Below are 16,001 nucleotides of genomic sequence, written 5' to 3'. Positions count from 1 at the left end.
GCGAACACCACGCGACGTCAACCTGGGCGTCGCCGGAGCAGCATGTAGCACATTAGGTGCTACACTGTCTCGATGGAAGTAATCGGGATTCGTGAACTACGCCAGAATGCCAGTGTGTGGGTAGCGAAGGCGAAGGCTGGCGTGATTATCCAAATCACCGAACGCGGCCGGCCTGTGGCCCGCTTGGTGCCGCTCACTCCCGGGGAGCAAGTGCGCGAGAAGCTGATCGCCGAAGGGCAGTTGATCCCCGCGACAGCGCCACGCCTTCCGCTCAGCATGGCCGACCTCGTCGAAGGCCGTTCACTCAGTTCGATACTGGAGCACCAGCGCGCCGACCGATGATCTACCTTGATACGTCGGCCACCGTGAAACTTATTGCCGCTGAGGAGGAGTCAGCAGCATTGGTCGAATGGCTCAATGCCCGTCTGGAAGATGACCTGGCGACGAGCGCTATCGGTCACATCGAACTTATTCGCGCGGTCGCGCGGATCGGGCCCGATGCTATGGCCAGGGCGCGAAATGTCGCCGCCTCGATTGACACCCTCGTGTTGACGGACGCGATCGCGGCCGCCGCGGCAACCATCCAGCCCGCCGAGCTGCGCACTCTCGATGCGATACACCTGGCTACCGCGCACGCCCACCGACGCGGTCTGACAGCGTTCTGCGCCTACGATCGGAGGCTTCTCGATGCGGCAGAATCGCAAGGGTTGCCGACCGTCTCGCCGGGCGGCTGAGGGAATCAGCTCTCGCGCAGAATGGTTCGAGCGCCAGTCCGTCGCAATGGAGAGCCGGCCAGTCGTGCGCCTGAGCAACCTCGCACGACCGGCCGGCTCTATCGGAGGGAACCTCAGAACCGCGGGTCCGGGCGGGAATTGACGCGGGCCACCTTCGATCCCCAGGAGATCAACTCGGGGCTGGCGTCGTCATTCGGTATCTCACACTCGATCAGGACCGGACCACCCGTGTGGGCGCGGGCCTTCTCGATCGCCTCGGTCAATTCCGTTGCGGTGGTTGCCTTCAGCCCCAGCCCGCCGCCGTCCTCGGCGTTGAACGCGTCGACCAGCCCGGCGTAGTCCCAGTTCTTGTAGTAGTTGTAGGGACCGTCGTGGATCGCCGACTCGATCACGTAGCCGCGGTTGTTGACCAGGAAGATCAGGATCTCCTGGCGGTGGCGGATCATGTTCGAGACCTCCTGGGCCGTGAGCTGAAACGACCCGTCGCCGATCACCGAGACCAGCCGGCGGCCCTCTTCCAGCCCCATCGCGTACCCGAAGCTGGCGGGCACGGACCAGCCGATCGAGCCCCACTGCATCTCGATCTCGAACCGGGCACCACCGGGCAGCCGCGTGTACATGCCGTTGAGCCAGGAGTCACCGGTCTCCACCAGCAGGGTGGTGTCGGAGTCGAGTTCCTCCTCGATCTGCCGCCACATCTCGACCCGGCTCAGCGGCGCCGACGGGTCCTCGGCAGCCGGCCGCGGCGCCACCGACGCCGTCCCCCGCAGCCGCTTGTACTGCGTCAGGGTGGCGTCGTTGGCCTGCACCTTCTTCGCCAGGTCAGACAGGAAGTCGGCCAGCGACACGCCGGTGAACTCGGAGTCGGGGAACCGCACCACCCTGGGCTCGGCGTTGATCATCCGCTTGCGCGGCGGCAACGCGCTGTAGCCGACCGTGGTGTAGTCGTTGAACACCGGACCGGCCGCCACGATCAGGTCGGCCCAGTCCACGATGGCCTGACACTGCGGGCTGCTCACCTCGCCCCAGTAGATCCCGGCGTATTGCGGGTGGTCTTCGGGGAAGAAGCCCTTGGCGTTCGGCATCACCGCCACCGCGCAGCCCAGCGCCTCGGCCAGTTCGCGGAAGGCGTCGATCGCGCCGTAGGCGCGCAGATGCACGCCGGCTAACAGGATCGGCTTCTTCGCCTGGGCGATGAGGTCGGTGGCCCGCGCGACGGCGTCGGCCAGCGTCCGCGCGTTGCTCGGCTGCCAGGCCGGCAACTCCGAGAACGGCGCGGGTGCCGCACACGGCGCGGCCGAGAGGTTGCACGGGATCTCGATGTAGGCGGGCTTGCGCTCGCGCAGCGCGGTGCTGATCGCGTGATCGATCATGGCCGGCGCATTGTCGGGGTGCTGGATGCGCACCGCCGCGCAAGTCACCTGCCGGAACACCTCGTATTGCGCGGTGAAATCGTGCGTGCCCACCGTGTGGTGCAAAATGTGGTTCTCACCCGCATCGTTGGTGTTGGGGCTCGAGGACACCATGATCACCGTCAGGCGTTCGGCGTGGGCGCCGGCCACCCCGTTCAGCGCCGAGTACGCCCCGACGTTGAACGTGGTGAGCACGGCGCCGACGCCGTTCACCCGGGCGTAGCCCTCGGCCGCATAGGCGGCGTTCAGCTCGTTGCAGCAGCCGATCTGCTCGAGGTTCTCGTTCTCCAGCAGCTCGTCGAGCAGGACGAGGTTGTAGTCCCCGGGGACCATGAAGTAGTGCTTCAGCCCGATCTGCTCGAACCGCTTCGCGAGGTACTTCCCCACGGTGAAGTCAGCCATGATTGCCTTCCTTTTACGTTGAGCCACTGGGGAATTGGATTACTCGGGCGCGTCGATCGGCACGACGTTGATCAGCTTCTTGTTGACGAACTCTGCAATGCCGATACCGGAGAGTTCGTGCCCGTAGCCCGACAGCTTGACCCCGCCGAAGGGCAGGTCCGGCTTGGTCCAGGTGGGGTGGTTGACGAACACCATGCCGGTCTCGATCCGCTTGGCCACCTCGACCCCGCGCTCGGGGTCCTGGGTGAACACCGAACCGCCGAGCCCAAAGTGCGAGTCGTTGGCCAGCCGGACGGCGTCGTCCTCGCTCGTGGCGCGGAAGAAGAGTGCCACCGGCCCGAAGAACTCCTGGTAGTACGCGGGGTTGTCCGGGGTCAGGTCGGTCAGGATCGTCGGCTGCACGAACGCACCCGTCGTGGGCACCGGCGCACCGAGCGGGATGGCCGTCGCGCCGGCCTCGACCGCGGCCTTGATCTTGTCGTTCAGCTCGTCGGCCGCACCCTGGCTCGACATCGGCGGCAGGGTCGTCGTCTCGTCGAACGGGTCGCCGGCCTTGAGCTCGGCCAGTGCGGCGGAGAACCTCTCCAAGAACTCGTCGGCGATCTCCTCGGCGACGATGATCCGCTTGGACGCCACGCAGCACTGCCCGCCGTTGTTCATCCGGCCCCACACCGCCCACGGGACGGTCTTGTCGAGGTCTGCGTCGTCCAGCACGATCAGCGCGTCCGAGCCGCCCAGCTCCATGGTGGACTTCTTCAGGTTCTTGCCGGCCCGGGCCGCGACGACGCTGCCGGCGCCCTCACTTCCGGTCAGCGACACACCGCGCACCCGCGGGTCGTCGATCAGCAGGTTGATCTGGTCCTTGGTCGCGAACAGGTTGGTGTAGGCGCCCTCGGGGAAGCCCGCCTCGAGCAGCAACCGCTCGAAGGCCGCCGCGGCCTGCGGGACGTTGGAGGCGTGCTTGACCATGACGACGTTGCCCGCCATCAGGTTCGGAGCCGCCACGCGCGCCAGCTGGTAGAACGGGAAGTTCCACGGCTGCACGCCCAGGATCACCCCGAGCGGTTGGCTGACGAGCATCGCGTTGTCGTTGACGCTGAGCGTGTCGATGCGCTCGGGCGCCAGGAACTTCTCGGCGTTGTCCGCGTAGTACGAGAAGATGTGGGCGCTCAGCGCGACCTCGCCCAGGCTTTCGTTGTACAGCTTGCCCATTTCGAGGGTGAGCAGGCGGGCGAACTCGTCGGGCCGTTCGGTGAGGATGGCCGCCGCGCGCCTGCACAGCGCGGCGCGCTCGGCGTAGGAGGTCTGGCTCCAGGTCTCAAAGGTCTTCTGCGCCTGGTCGAGAAGGTTCATCGCCTCCGCGTCGGTCAGGTCGTCGAAAGTCGCCACGACCTCGTTGTTGTACGGGTTGACGGTCCGGTATGCCATGGTTTCCTCCATTGTTTCGCGCCGGCCTGTAGCCGGCGTCTTTGCATGTTGTGCCTGGTTCGGTGAAACAGCGCTTGCCGCAAGCGCTTTACGCGCAGTCCCTTGCGTGCGCGGCGTTGTTATCAGGATGCTGGCCGGGGCCCATGCGTGTCGTTACGGCCACCGTCAAATGGCGATACCTGCCAGCTGGTATTCCGGCCGGATCAAACGACGTCTGACGGTTCGTCAGGATTGTGATGACTGACAACGAGATCGCGCCGAGGAGACCTCGGCGGCGAATTGGTGCTAGCCGGGGGGTCGGTCTGCGGCTGGCATGCAGCTATGCGCCACCGAGGATCGCGACACTGGTTGCAGGCATGTCAACGTGAAAGGAAACGCCGACATGAAGAACCTGAAAGTCGCCGTGGCCGCCTCGATGGCCGTGGCAGGAATTGGGTTGGCGTCGCTGGTGGCGCCGGCCAGCTCGAACAATTTGGCCGACTGCCCGAGTGGTTGGTACTGGGATAGCGACCGGCAGAACTGCCTGCCGCCCGGCCTGCCCAAGGATCCGCCGAACGGATGCCTTACCGGTGACGGCACGCATTTGCGGGGCACGATCTGCGTCAATTGACCTGAATGCCCTGCGGCTCAACGCATCTCCGCTCAGCTGCGGTCGACCCCCGGGGCCAGGCGGGCTATCCCCCGCAAGATCCACGGTGTCCGCCTGGCTATGAGTTCGACGGCGCGATCCGACCGGCGCATCGCGGTGCCCGGGCCGGGCGTAGGCATTGACGCCAGCGCGGCCTCGGCCGTTCCCGCCCGCGCACCGCGCCGGTCGACCGCCAGCAGTTGCCAGGTGCCGGGCACTCCGCGCAAATCGACGCTGCCACGGTCGTCAAAGCCCGTGCCCGAGCCGATGACGAGGTCACGTACGGTGCGGGAGACGAGGATTTCGCCCGCGCCGGCCTGCTCGAGCATCCGCGCGGCGACGGCTACGGCGATTCCGCCGAGGTCCCCGTCGAGCAATTCACACTCGCCCGTATGGATGGCGGAACGGACCCGGATGCCCAATGGCTCGGCGTCACCGTGCAACGCCTCGGCGCAGCGGATGGCCTGAGTCGGGCCGTCGAAGGTGACGAGGCGACAAGCACCGGTGCTCCTGACCACCGTGCCGTCGAACCGCTGCGTAAGCTCGCTCACCGTTTCATCGAAGCGGTCCAGTACCGCAGGCCACCGGTCCTCGCGCCCCGCCGCGGGGTACCGCGTCGATTCCGCCGCGTCGGTGAACAACACGGTGCGCAGTGCGCGACGCGACCGTGGCGGCGCTGCGTGGCCGCCGGTGAGGAACTCCTCGATCGCCGTCGTTGTCCGTTCGGACTCGGTGAACCAGGGCGCATGGTCCACGCCCTCGACCTCGAGAAGCTGCGCCCCGGAGATGTGGTCGGCGAGGTAACGGCCATCCTGTACGGGCACCCCGGGGTCCCCGCGGGCGTGGATGACGAGTGTGGGGACGCTCAGAGTAGACAGGATCGGCCGCACATCGATGCCGAACGACGCCTCGACGGTCGCCCTCGCCATTCCGGGGCTCGCGCACATTCGTTCCATCATCCCGAGCTGGCGGATCGACCGGACCGACGGCACCAGACACTTGACCGCCCTGCCGTCGCCCCAATCCGAGCGCGCAGCGTCGCCGAAGTCCTGCCAGCGTTCGAGTTGTTGCGTCGACGGCGTGTACTTCTCACCCATTTCTCGGAGCATGCGCGCCCGGACCTCGGCCGGGCTGCGATCCAAGTCGTCCCACCCGATACCGCCCAGATACGCGTACGTGCCGTGCAGGATCAACGCCCGGGTTCGCTCGGGTCGACGTGCCGCCCAGACGATGGCGGCCGGACCGCCCTCGCTCAACGCAAGGAGGGCGGCCTTTTCGAAGCCGACGGCATCCATGACGGCCCCGATTTCGGCCGCTCGATCGTCCACCGAGCGAACCTTCGGGACGGGGTCGGACAGCCCGACCCCGGCCTTGTCGAAAATAGCCACGCGGCAGAAGGTACCGAGACGCTCGAAGAACGCCTTGTATTCGGGCAGCGTCCAGAAGAGCTCGACGTGGCTGACGAACGGCGGGATGAAGACGAGCTCGATGGGCCCGTCTCCGAACACTTGATACGCAAGGCTCAAATCGCCGCAGGGCGCGTACGACGTTTCCGCCACCGGATGAGCGTACTGCCGCGGGCGGTGGCGGTCACCAGTGCAAAAAGGCGAGGTTGGGGCTTTGCTGAATGCCGGAACGATACATACTGAACAAATGTCGCCCAGACGTCGGCGGCCTGGCCGCATGTCAACGGTTGCGCGCCTTACCGCGTTGGTTAGGCCCCGGGCGCCCTTGGCGCCCTGGTTTGCGCTTGCCGTCGCGGCCGGGTTCATGACGGTCGAGGCCGTGCTGGTCGTCCTCCTCAAGCAAGTGGAACCGGACGACCCGGTCGGCATCGTCTACGCGGTCCTGATGGGCGTGGCCCTGCTGGGCAATTTTGTGGCCGGCGTCGCGGCCGCCGCCGTGGCCGCCGCCGAGCGTCACCGCGCGGCCGAACTGTCGTCCGAGCTGGCTCACATCGTGTTGCGGGCAGGGGATCTGCAGTCGGCCGCGAACGATGCGAGCCGGCGCCTTGCTGCCACTTTCGGCTTGCGGTTCGCGTCCGTGGCGTTATCAAAGACGGTTGCCGATGACCGGCCCGGGTCTCTCCCATTGCACGAGGACGGCGTGGTGTTCGCCGTACTCGAAGTGCCCGACGATCTGCGTCGCACGACGCGTGAACGCCTGTGCCGGGTGGTGCCCACCCTGGAAGCCTTGCTGGCCGCCGCCCGCGACCGCGACAAACTCAACATCGGATTAATCGAGAGCCGTCACAGGCTGGAACAATTTTTCAACCTGACGTCGGACCTCATGGTCATTTCCGATCAAGGCAATCTGCTCGAGGTCAATCCGGCCTTCGAAAAGGCACTGGGGTACACGGTGGACGAATTGGCGGCCGCTCCATTCGAATTGGTGCCGCCGGAAGACATGGAACGGCTCCGCGAGCCGATAGGAGATCTCACCGCGGGCCGGGGGCCGGTTCGTTTCGAGAATCGGGCCACCAGCCGCGACGGTTCTACGCGATGGATCGAATGGAGCGTCGCGCCGCATCAGGGGTTGTTCTATGCAGTCGGCCGCGACGTCACCGGGCAACGCGAGGAAGAAGAGCAACTCCGCGAAACCCGGACCATGCTCGAGGCCAGCCAGGAGAGACTGCGCTCCAGCCGCGATCGCCTCCGCCAGCTCGCCCGCCATCAGACGGCGTTGCGCCGGGTGGCAGAACTGGTCGCCCGCGAGGCGGAGCCCGCCGAGGTGTTCAAGGCGGTAGCAGAGGAAATGGCCGACATTCTGGACGTATACAACGCGACGGTGAGTCGCTACGACGGCGACGACATCGTCATCGCAGCGCTGGGGCGTCCGGACGTCGACCTGCCGAATCCGCCGGTCGTGGGCGAGCGGTTTCCACTGGATGGCGACCACGTCGCTGCGATTGTTCGGCGCACCGGACGTCCCGCTCGAATGGACAGCCACGAGCATGCGGCGGGCGCTTCGGCCGCGCGCCTGCGCGAAATGGGCATCGAATGCATGGTCGGCGTCCCGATCATGGTCGGGGAGCAGCTCTGGGGCGTGGCCGCGGTGGGCTCTCGGGGGGACCCCCTGCCGGCCGACATCGAGGTGGGCATCGCCGACTTCGCCGATCTCGTGGCGACCGCGATCGCCAATGCGGCGGCGCGTGAACAGCTGAATTCCAGCCGCGACGGTTTGCGCGAGCTGGCTCGACGCCAATCGGCGCTGCGCCGGGTGGCGGAACTGGTCGCACGCGAGGCGCAGCCGGCCGAAGTGTTCCACGCGGTCGCGGAGGAGATGGCCAGCATCCTCGACGTCCACAACGCGACCGTGGTCCGCTACGAAGCCGATGCGACCATCGTGGAGGCCGTCGCGCGCGCCGATCCCGAAATGCCGAACCTCCCCGAGGTGGGGGAGCGGTTCGTGATGGAAGGGGACAACATTGCGGCGATGGTCCGGCAGGAGGGTCGGCCGGCGCGAATCGATGGCTACGAGAACGCTTCCGGCGCATGGGCCGAACGCATCCGCGAAGGCGGACTGGACTCCGTCGTCGGGGTCCCCATCGTCGTCGGCTCTCATCTATGGGGCGTGCTTGCGGTTGCGTCTCGGACAAGGAGTCTGCCGCCCGAGACCGAAGTGCGCATGGCCGATTTCGCTGACCTGGTTGCCACCTCGATCGCCAACGCCGCCACCCGCGCCGCACTGCAGACCAGCCGCGACAGCTTGCGTGACCTCGTCCGGCACCAGACAGCGCTGCGGCGGGTCGCCGAACTTGTCGCGCGCGAGGCCGAGCCACGCGAGGTGTTCCGGGCGGTCGCCGATGAGCTGGAGGGTTGTCTCGACGCACACAACGCAACGGTCGGTCGGTTCGACGGCGATGCCATCGTCATCGAAGCCCTCGGGAGCACCGCGCTTGAAGTGCCGAACCGGCCCGGAATCGGTGAACGCTTTCCCTTGGACGGCGACCACATCGCCCCGATCATCCTGCGCACTGGCCGGCCCGCTCGCATGGACACCCACGAGCATGCGGCCGGCGCGTCGGCCGCACGCATCCGTGCGATGGCCGTGCAATGCATGGTCGGGGTGCCCATCGTCATCGGCGCGCAGCCGTGGGGCGTGCTGGCCGTGGCTTCACGGACCGGGCCCATGCCCCCCGACACCGAGGCACGCATGGCGGATTTCGCCGACCTGGTGGGGACATCGATCGCCAACGCCGCGACCAGGTTTGAGCTGCAGGCCAGCCGCGACACCTTGCGCGATCTCGCCCGCCAGCAGACGGCGTTGCGTCGAGTGGCGGAACTGGTGGCCCGCGAGGCCGAGCCTCGGCAGGTGTTCGCAGCAGTGGCCGAGGAAATGGCGGATTGTCTCGACGTCTACAACGCGAATGTCGGCCGGTTCGATGGCGACGACGTCGTGATCGAGGCTGTTGGACGCCCACAGGCTGAGGTGGCAAGAGTGGAGGCGGTCGGCCAGCGGTTTTCCCTCGACGGCGACCATATAGCCCCGATCGTCCGACGCACCGGCCGGCCCGCTCGAATGGACACTCACGAGCAGGCGTCGGGTGATACGGCCGCACTCATCCGTGCGCTTGGCGTGAACTGCATGGTGGGCGTGCCCATCGTGGTGGGGACAGAGGTGTGGGGCCTGGTTGCCGTCGCGGACGACAAGGCACTGCCGCCCGACACCGAGGCGCGCATGGCCGATTTCGCCGACCTCGTGGGCACCGCGATCGCCAACGCCGCCACCCGCGCCGAACTGCAGGACAGCCGAGACCATTTGCGTGAACTTGCCGACAACCTCAGCGTGCTGGCGCGCCAACAAGCCGCGCTGCGGCGGGTCGCCACGTTGGTCGCCCGCGGGGTTAGCCAGTCGGAGGTCTTCTCCGCGGTTGCTGAGGAGATGGCCGGTTGCCTCGATGCCGGTAGCGCGGAGGTGCTTCGGTTCGAGGACGACGGCGCGGCAATCGTCGTCGTCGCGTGCTACGCGGCAGCCGGGGTGCCGCACCTGCAGCTCGGTGAACGCCTTACCACCGAGGGCGACAACGTGTCGGCCAAGGTCTTGCGCACACGAACCGCGGCGCGGATCGACGACTGGACGGGCGCCGAAGGCTCCATCGCGGAGCGCGTTCGCGAGCTCGGCATGCGCTCGCGGATCGGGGCGCCCATCGTGGTCGACGAGCGGGTCTGGGGCATCGCCGTCGTCGCCGCCAGCCAATCCGACCCGCTGCCGCCCGACACCGAGAGTCGGATAGCCGAATTCGCCGAGTTGGTGGCGACGGCGATCGCTGCCGCGACCACCCGCGAGGAGCTGATCGCCTCGCGCGCAAGGATTGTCGCCGCCGCCGATCACGCCCGGCGCCGCCTGGAACGGGACATTCACGACGGAGCCCAGCAACGGTTGGTCTCGCTCGGGCTCAAGCTCCGACTCGCCGAGGACCTGGTTCCACCCGACTGCGCCGAACTGAAAGACGAACTGGCGCAGTCCGTTTCGGGATTGACCGACGTGTTCCAGGAGTTGCAGGAGATTTCCCGCGGCATTCACCCGGCGATCCTGTCGACGGGAGGGTTGGCCGCGGGGCTTCGAACGCTGGCCCGGCGGTCGGTCGTACCTGTCAGGCTGGACGTCGACATCAAGCACCCGTTGTCCGACTCCGTCGAGGTCGCCGCCTACTACGTAGTCGCCGAGTCGCTCACCAACGCGGCCAAGCACGCTCAGGCCTCCGAGGTGACGGTGCGGACGCACACCACAGACCAGCACCTGTTGCTGTTCATCTCGGACGACGGGATCGGCGGGGCCGACTCGGGCAAGGGGTCCGGACTCGTCGGCCTCAAGGACCGTATCGAGGTGCTCGGGGGCCTCATGCTGGTCGCCAGCCCCCCGGGGGCCGGGACCTCGTTCGACATCACCATCCCGCGCGAGCCCGGCGGCCAATCCGTATAGAGCGCTGGGCATTTCACGGTTCGAGCCGGCGGCCGGGTAAGGCGTGAAGGCCCGCGTTGGCCTCAGGACGCGGCGGCGATCTCCGCAAGCTGTTCGCCACTGATGCTGGCGGTGGCCTGTTGCTCCGTGATGGTGAGCTGGCCGCGGTGCGTGCTCATGAAGGTGACCATCCATGAGACCAGCGTGGTGACTTTGCTTTTGAAACCCACCAGGTACACCAGGTGCAGGAGCAGCCAGGCCAGCCAGGCGATGAACCCGGCGAACTCGATCGAGCCGATCTTGACAACGGCCGAGAACCGCGACACCGTGGCCATCGATCCCTTATCGAAGTATTTGAACGGCTCGCGTTCGGCGGGATCGCCTCCCTTGAGTTCTGTCTTGATCACCTTCGCGGCGTGCCTGGCGCCCTGGATCGCGCCTTGGGCCATGCCGGGCACACCTTCCACACACGCCATGTCGCCGACCACGAACACATTCGGATAGCCCGGAACCGACATATCCGGCGAGACCTTGACGCGACCGGCGCGGTCGACCTCAGCCGCCGCCTGGTCGGCGATGACCTTGCCCAACGGGCTGGCCGACACGCCCGCCGACCACACCTTGCACTGCGATTCGATGCGGCGGATGGCTCCGTCAGAGTCCTTGACCGTCAGGCCATTTGCGTCGACATCCGTGACCATGGTGCCCAGCTGGATCTCCACGCCCATCTTCTCCAGCCGGTCCCGGACCTTGCTGCCGAGGCTGGGGCCCATCGGGGCCAGCACCGCGGGCCCGGCGTCGAGCAGGATCACCCGCGCCGTGGCGGAGTCGATGTTGCGGAACGACCCCTTCAGGGTGTCGTTGGCCAATTCGGCGATCTGACCGGCCATCTCCACACCCGTCGGACCCGCCCCCACGACCGTGAAAGTCAACAGCTTCCGTTGGTGCGCCGGGTCGCTGGAGAGCTCCGCCCGCTCGAACGCCCCCAGGATGCGGCCACGCAACTCGAGCGCATCGTCGATGGTCTTCATGCCGGGCGCGAACTCGGCGAAATGGTCGTTGCCGAAGTAAGATTGGCCCGCCCCCGCCGCAACGATCAACGTGTCGTACTCGATGGTGTAGCGCCGGCCGAGCATCTCGGAAATTACCAGGCGCGCTTCGAGGTCGATGTCCACGACGTCGCCCAGCAACACCTTGGCGTTCTTCTGCTTGCGCAGGATCACCCGGGTCGCCGGGGCGATTTCGCCCTCGGAGATGATGCCGGTCGCGAGTTGGTACAGCAGCGGCTGGAACAGGTGGTGCTGGGTGCGGGCGATCATCGTCACGTCGACAGGTGCGTGCTTCAACGCCTTGACAGCGGTCAGCCCGCCGAACCCGGAACCGATCACCACAACGCGATGCCGTTGTTCCACTGCCACTTCGCCTCCTTTTGTTGCCATCTCGCGTGCCGGTGCAGTCACTGCTAGAGCTTTGCCGTTCGTGCTCCAAAATGCCTCGCCGCTGGCATCCATACCGGCCTGCGAGAAACCGCAGGCAGTGTTACCGGCTAGCAGGAATGCCACGGTCGGGATGTCCGTGCCGCGAAAGGACGCCGCCTCGGCGATTAACTCGAGCGCCTGGGGGTATCCGCGGCGGCATGACCGTGCGTCAAGGCACTACGGCGGGCGCTTCCGGCGTGACACCGTCTTTCGAAGCGGTGGTGTCCTCGTGGGACGAGCCGGTGCGGTGTCAAAGCTCGTATGGCTGTCCGCGTCCGGCGAGCTGGCTCGCAATACGTCACTCGCCCTGCGGTGGTCACCGTTCGGTGTGCTCGGTTCATTACCGCAAATGGGTGCGCACGGCGGCCCGCAGGCTCGCCCGATCCGGCCGCATGCGGTGCATTCACTGTGGGCAGACGTTCCGGTCGATCCAGGAATGTATGTGTTTTCGGCCCCTTTGAGGCGTCAATCGGGCGGCCGCCTCAGAGCGGCGGAACGGCCGGAGTTTTCGCTGCGGAAACGCCCCTCGGCCGGGCCGACACCCGTTGCGGCCACCAGAACCACGGGCCGAGCACGCGGGCGAGCGGCATCACCAGGCACAGCCGCATGATGAACATGTCGAAGACCAGTCCGATCGCGATCGTCGACCCGGCCTGCCCGATGTTCTTCACGTCGCTGGAAAGCAGCGCCAGCATCGTGCCGGCGAGGACCAGGGCCGCCGTCACCGCGACGCTCAGGGAACCGGCGATCGCGCGGATCATGCCGGTCGCGATGCCCGCGTCGAGCTCCTCCCGGTACCGGGACAGCAGCAGCAGGTTGTAGTCGCAACCCACCCCCACCAGCACGATGAACGCGATTGGGACGTTAAGCCAATGCAGTTGTGTGCCAAGGAGTGTCTCCCAGATCAATGAGGCCAATCCCAGCGAACCGGCGAACGACAGCACGACGATGACGAGCACCAGGATGGATCCGACCAGTGCCCTGGTGATGACCAACACGATGACGAACACCAGCCCGAACGTCGCGAGCATCATGAGGATGAGGTCGTTGTGGGAGAAGTCCTCCACGTCGCGGTAGGTCGGTGAGGCGCCGGCCATGTCCAATTTCGCGTTCGAGAGCGCCGTTTGCTTGATGGCTTCGTGGGCGGCGGTCGTGGCATTCCGCGTCTGCTGGATGCCCGCCGGGCTCATCGCCTCGCCCTCATGGAAAATCGAGAAGCGCGCGCCTTTTCCGTCGGGGGTCATGAAAAATTCGAGACCGACCTTGAAATTCTCGGTTTCGAGCGACTCCGGCGGCAGGAAGAAGAAGTCGTCGTTCTTCGCGTTGTCGAATGCCTGCGCCATGTCGATCATCGGGTGAATCATGACTTCCATCTGGGGAATCATGGCGTGCAGCGTGCTTTGCGTCGCCATTGTCAGCGACTGCATCGCCCGCATCTCCTTGGCCATCGTTCCCATGTGTTCGACCATGGCGTGCATCTGGGGGACCATCTGCGGGGTGACCGTGTCGATGATCGCGAGTCCCTTCACCAGGTTGCCGAGCTGTTCGCTCACCTGGTCGACGTTGTCGACCGTCTCGTTCAGCGACCGGATGGCCCAGCAGATCGGGATGTCGTAGCAATGCCTCTCCCAATAGAGGTAGCTGCGCAGTGGCCGGAAGAAGTCGTCGACGTTCGCGAGGTTGTCTCGGACCTCGTCGGTGATGGCGCGCATCCGTTCGGTGGCTTCAAAGGAAAGGTGGGTGCCCCCGGTCAACTGGCTGGTGAGCTCCTCGAGCCGGCCGGTGAGCTGTTCCAACTGGGTGGTTTCCTCGATGAGCCTGCCCATGTGGTCTGCCGTCGTGTCGATGTCGGCGACCCGATCCTTGAAGAACGCGAGGTTCTCACCGATCTTCGTTCCCATCGACCCCAGGGAGTAGGGAAGCGACGCGTGTTCCAGGGGCCGGCCGTTCGGCCGGGTGATGCCCTGCACCATGGAGATGCCGGGAACACGCAGGATCGTCTTGGCGATCCGGTCCAGGGTTATCAAATCGGTCGTGTTGCGCATGTCGTGATCCGCGCTCACGTAGAGGCTGTCAGCGGACAGCTCACTCGAGGGGAAGTGCCGGTCGGCGGCCGCATAACCTTTGACGGACTCGACCGTGTCGGGCGCGAAATCGCGGTCGTTGTAGCTCACCTTGTAGGTGGCGAGATTCATGACGCAGAACGGGACGACGAGCAGGGCGACGAAGATGAACGCGGCCGGCCACCGGGTGATCGCGGTCCCCAGGCGGCGCCACATCGGGCTTGCCGGGCTGATCTGCTGCAACCATTTGATGCGGCCGCCGAGCGTGAGCATCGCGGGCCCGAGGGTGAGGGCGGCGACCACCGCGACGACCATCCCCACGAAGCAGGGCGGCCCCAGGGTGCGGAAGTAGTTCAGTTTCGTCAGGCTCAGGCACAGCGTCGACCCGGAGATCGCCATGCCCGACCCGAGGATGACGTGCGACGTGTTCGCCACCGATTCGTAGTAGGCGGATTCCTTGTCGTGTCCCGCCCGACGCGCTTCGTTGTATCGGCCGATGAAAAAGATGCCGTAGTCGGTGGCGACGCCCAGGACCAGGGCTACCAGCATGTTCATCGCGAACGACGAGATGCCCAGGACGTGCAGGCCGACGAGGAACGAGACGACGCCGCGCGCCGTCGCCAAAATGAGGAGCACGCCCACCAGCGGGATGAGGGCTCGGGCGACCGAGCGGTAGGCGAGCAGCAGCATGATGATGATGACGATCACCGAGACGATCGTGAGCGTGAACATGCTGGCATCGGCCGCGTCGAGCGTGTCGGTGTTGAGCGCGGCCGGTCCGGTGACATAGGACCTGAGGCCGTGCGGTTTGGGCACCTTCGCCACGATGTCCCTGATGGCGTCGATCGAGCGGCTCGACGTGGCGTCACCGGTGTCCCCGGTCGGGCGGACGGTCAGCGTGGCGGCCTCGGCGTCCGCGCTTTGCTGCCCTGACTTCGTCACCGGCTTGCCCCAGAGGTCCAGCAGTGACTGCACGTGTTGCTTGTCGTCGCGCAGTCGGCGGACCAGTTCGTCGTAGTACTTGTGATCCTGGTCGTCGAGCTTGCGGCCGTCGGTCTCGAGAAGGACGACGACGGCGCTCGTGTAGTCGGACTCGCGGAACGCGTGCCCCTGGACCAGTGCGGCCTGCGACGACGGGGAATCCCGGGGGACGAGCGCCTTGGCGTTGGCCTTGGTGTTCTCCTCGATGGAGGGCACGAACACGTTCACCACGATCCCCAGCAGCACCCAGAACAGGACGATCGGCACCGCGAACTGGCGACACAGTCTCGCGAGAAGGGGTCGCTTGACCGGTTCGCCGGCCGCGGCCGGTTCCTCGTCCGGTTCCTCGGTCCTGATGGGCCCGGTGGGCGTCTCCTCGCTCATGCCGCGGTCACCGTGCACGCGACGGCGGCGCTCTGGTGGGAGACCTCATGCTCGTCGCGTACCTTTCCGTCGACGAGGATGCGGCACCCCGCCGAGTCCCCGTCGACTTGCATCACGAGACTCAGCGTCGCCGACGGGGACATCGTCGTCTGCGAGACCGACCACGGCAGCGCGGCCAGCCTGACTTCGACCGGCTTGCTGTCCAGGTCGGCGTACACCAGCTTCCCGCCACCGCCGAGGGTGCCGTACGCCTCGTAGGTGACGTTCTTGGGATTGATCTGCACGACCGTGGCGGGGATGCTGCTCGCCGTGGCCGGATGGCTGATGGCTTCGCTGTTGTTCCGGACGGTGTTGACGCCGTAAGCGACGACCGCGAGCACGGCGATGATGACGAGCGGCCGCCAAAGATTCCCGAGGACGCGCATGTTGTCTCGCCGTTTGGGTCTGGCGCTCATGTCGATCCTCCTCCTCCTCGGGAACCGTCTACACCGGCGCGTCAATGGAGGCAAGCGTCCAAGGCGGGTCTCTCGACCTTTCCCGGACCTTGAGATTCGATTGTGTGTGCATAGTAAACCGCCAAAAGTAGT

General features: G+C 66.3%; 10 protein-coding genes. 4 read left to right on the top strand and 6 right to left on the bottom strand.

Features of this window, described 5'->3' with window-relative positions:
* Positions 1-72 precede the first annotated feature (72 nt).
* Positions 73-342: a type II toxin-antitoxin system Phd/YefM family antitoxin gene (locus AC5Y4S_RS12215; protein WP_500033017.1), complete on the top strand. Its 270-nt coding sequence runs from the start codon at positions 73-75 to the stop codon at positions 340-342.
* Positions 339-734 (top strand): type II toxin-antitoxin system VapC family toxin, encoded by a 396-nt coding sequence (locus tag AC5Y4S_RS12210; protein ID WP_068179604.1) that lies wholly within the window; start codon positions 339-341, stop codon positions 732-734. The genes AC5Y4S_RS12215 and AC5Y4S_RS12210 overlap by 4 nt, the downstream gene beginning before the upstream one ends.
* 113 nt (positions 735-847) lie before the next feature.
* On the opposite strand, the gene AC5Y4S_RS12205 is transcribed toward AC5Y4S_RS12210, so the two are convergent.
* Positions 848-2,548, bottom strand: a complete 1,701-nt coding sequence (locus AC5Y4S_RS12205; RefSeq protein WP_500033016.1) for an alpha-keto acid decarboxylase family protein — start codon at positions 2,546-2,548, stop codon at positions 848-850.
* A gap of 39 nt (positions 2,549-2,587) precedes the next feature.
* The gene (locus tag AC5Y4S_RS12200; protein ID WP_500033015.1) at positions 2,588-3,976 is read right to left on the bottom strand and encodes an NAD-dependent succinate-semialdehyde dehydrogenase; all 1,389 of its coding nucleotides are present in this window, start codon (positions 3,974-3,976) and stop codon (positions 2,588-2,590) included.
* A gap of 364 nt (positions 3,977-4,340) precedes the next feature.
* On the opposite strand from AC5Y4S_RS12200, the gene AC5Y4S_RS12195 reads away from it, so the two are divergent.
* Positions 4,341-4,586 carry a hypothetical protein gene (locus AC5Y4S_RS12195; RefSeq protein WP_500033014.1) on the top strand — a complete coding sequence of 82 codons (246 nt, stop codon included), beginning with the start codon at positions 4,341-4,343 and terminating at the stop codon, positions 4,584-4,586.
* Between the two features lie 32 nt (positions 4,587-4,618).
* Here AC5Y4S_RS12195 and AC5Y4S_RS12190 read toward each other — a convergent pair whose 3' ends face one another.
* Positions 4,619-6,163 (bottom strand): adenylate/guanylate cyclase domain-containing protein, encoded by a 1,545-nt coding sequence (locus tag AC5Y4S_RS12190; RefSeq protein WP_500033013.1) that lies wholly within the window; start codon positions 6,161-6,163, stop codon positions 4,619-4,621.
* 211 nt (positions 6,164-6,374) lie between these two features.
* Between AC5Y4S_RS12190 and AC5Y4S_RS12185 the strand changes: the two genes are divergently transcribed.
* The gene (locus AC5Y4S_RS12185) at positions 6,375-10,529 is read left to right on the top strand and encodes a GAF domain-containing protein (protein ID WP_500033012.1); all 4,155 of its coding nucleotides are present in this window, start codon (positions 6,375-6,377) and stop codon (positions 10,527-10,529) included.
* 62 nt (positions 10,530-10,591) lie between these two features.
* Here AC5Y4S_RS12185 and AC5Y4S_RS12180 read toward each other — a convergent pair whose 3' ends face one another.
* The 3 genes from AC5Y4S_RS12180 to AC5Y4S_RS12170 form a co-directional block, all read right to left on the bottom strand.
* Positions 10,592-11,947: an NAD(P)/FAD-dependent oxidoreductase gene (locus AC5Y4S_RS12180; RefSeq protein WP_500033307.1), complete on the bottom strand. Its 1,356-nt coding sequence runs from the start codon at positions 11,945-11,947 to the stop codon at positions 10,592-10,594.
* Between the two features lie 521 nt (positions 11,948-12,468).
* Positions 12,469-15,414: an MMPL/RND family transporter gene (locus AC5Y4S_RS12175; RefSeq protein ID WP_500033011.1), complete on the bottom strand. Its 2,946-nt coding sequence runs from the start codon at positions 15,412-15,414 to the stop codon at positions 12,469-12,471.
* On the bottom strand, positions 15,411-15,869 hold the full coding sequence (locus AC5Y4S_RS12170) for an MmpS family transport accessory protein (protein ID WP_500033010.1): 459 nt from the start codon (positions 15,867-15,869) through the stop codon (positions 15,411-15,413). Before AC5Y4S_RS12170 ends, AC5Y4S_RS12175 begins: the two co-directional genes overlap by 4 nt.
* Positions 15,870-16,001: the final 132 nt, after the last annotated feature.

The organism is Mycobacterium sp. NGS64, from assembly GCF_059812245.1.
Note: the sequence above shows the minus strand (reverse complement) of the source record. Positions and strands in the feature narration are given on the sequence as shown.

Bases quoted from the DNA above. Each gene is read 5' to 3' on its own strand.
- AC5Y4S_RS12170 (WP_500033010.1), bottom strand. From the start codon at position 15,869: ATGAGCGCCAGACCCAAACGGCGAGACAACATGCGCGTCCTCGGGAAT.
- AC5Y4S_RS12200 (WP_500033015.1), bottom strand. From the start codon at position 3,976: ATGGCATACCGGACCGTCAACCCGTACAACAACGAGGTCGTGGCGACT.
- AC5Y4S_RS12185 (WP_500033012.1), top strand. From the start codon at position 6,375: ATGACGGTCGAGGCCGTGCTGGTCGTCCTCCTCAAGCAAGTGGAACCG.
- AC5Y4S_RS12175 (WP_500033011.1), bottom strand. From the start codon at position 15,414: ATGAGCGAGGAGACGCCCACCGGGCCCATCAGGACCGAGGAACCGGAC.
- AC5Y4S_RS12180 (WP_500033307.1), bottom strand. From the start codon at position 11,947: ATGGCAACAAAAGGAGGCGAAGTGGCAGTGGAACAACGGCATCGCGTT.
- AC5Y4S_RS12215 (WP_500033017.1), top strand. From the start codon at position 73: ATGGAAGTAATCGGGATTCGTGAACTACGCCAGAATGCCAGTGTGTGG.
- AC5Y4S_RS12210 (WP_068179604.1), top strand. From the start codon at position 339: ATGATCTACCTTGATACGTCGGCCACCGTGAAACTTATTGCCGCTGAG.
- AC5Y4S_RS12205 (WP_500033016.1), bottom strand. From the start codon at position 2,548: ATGGCTGACTTCACCGTGGGGAAGTACCTCGCGAAGCGGTTCGAGCAG.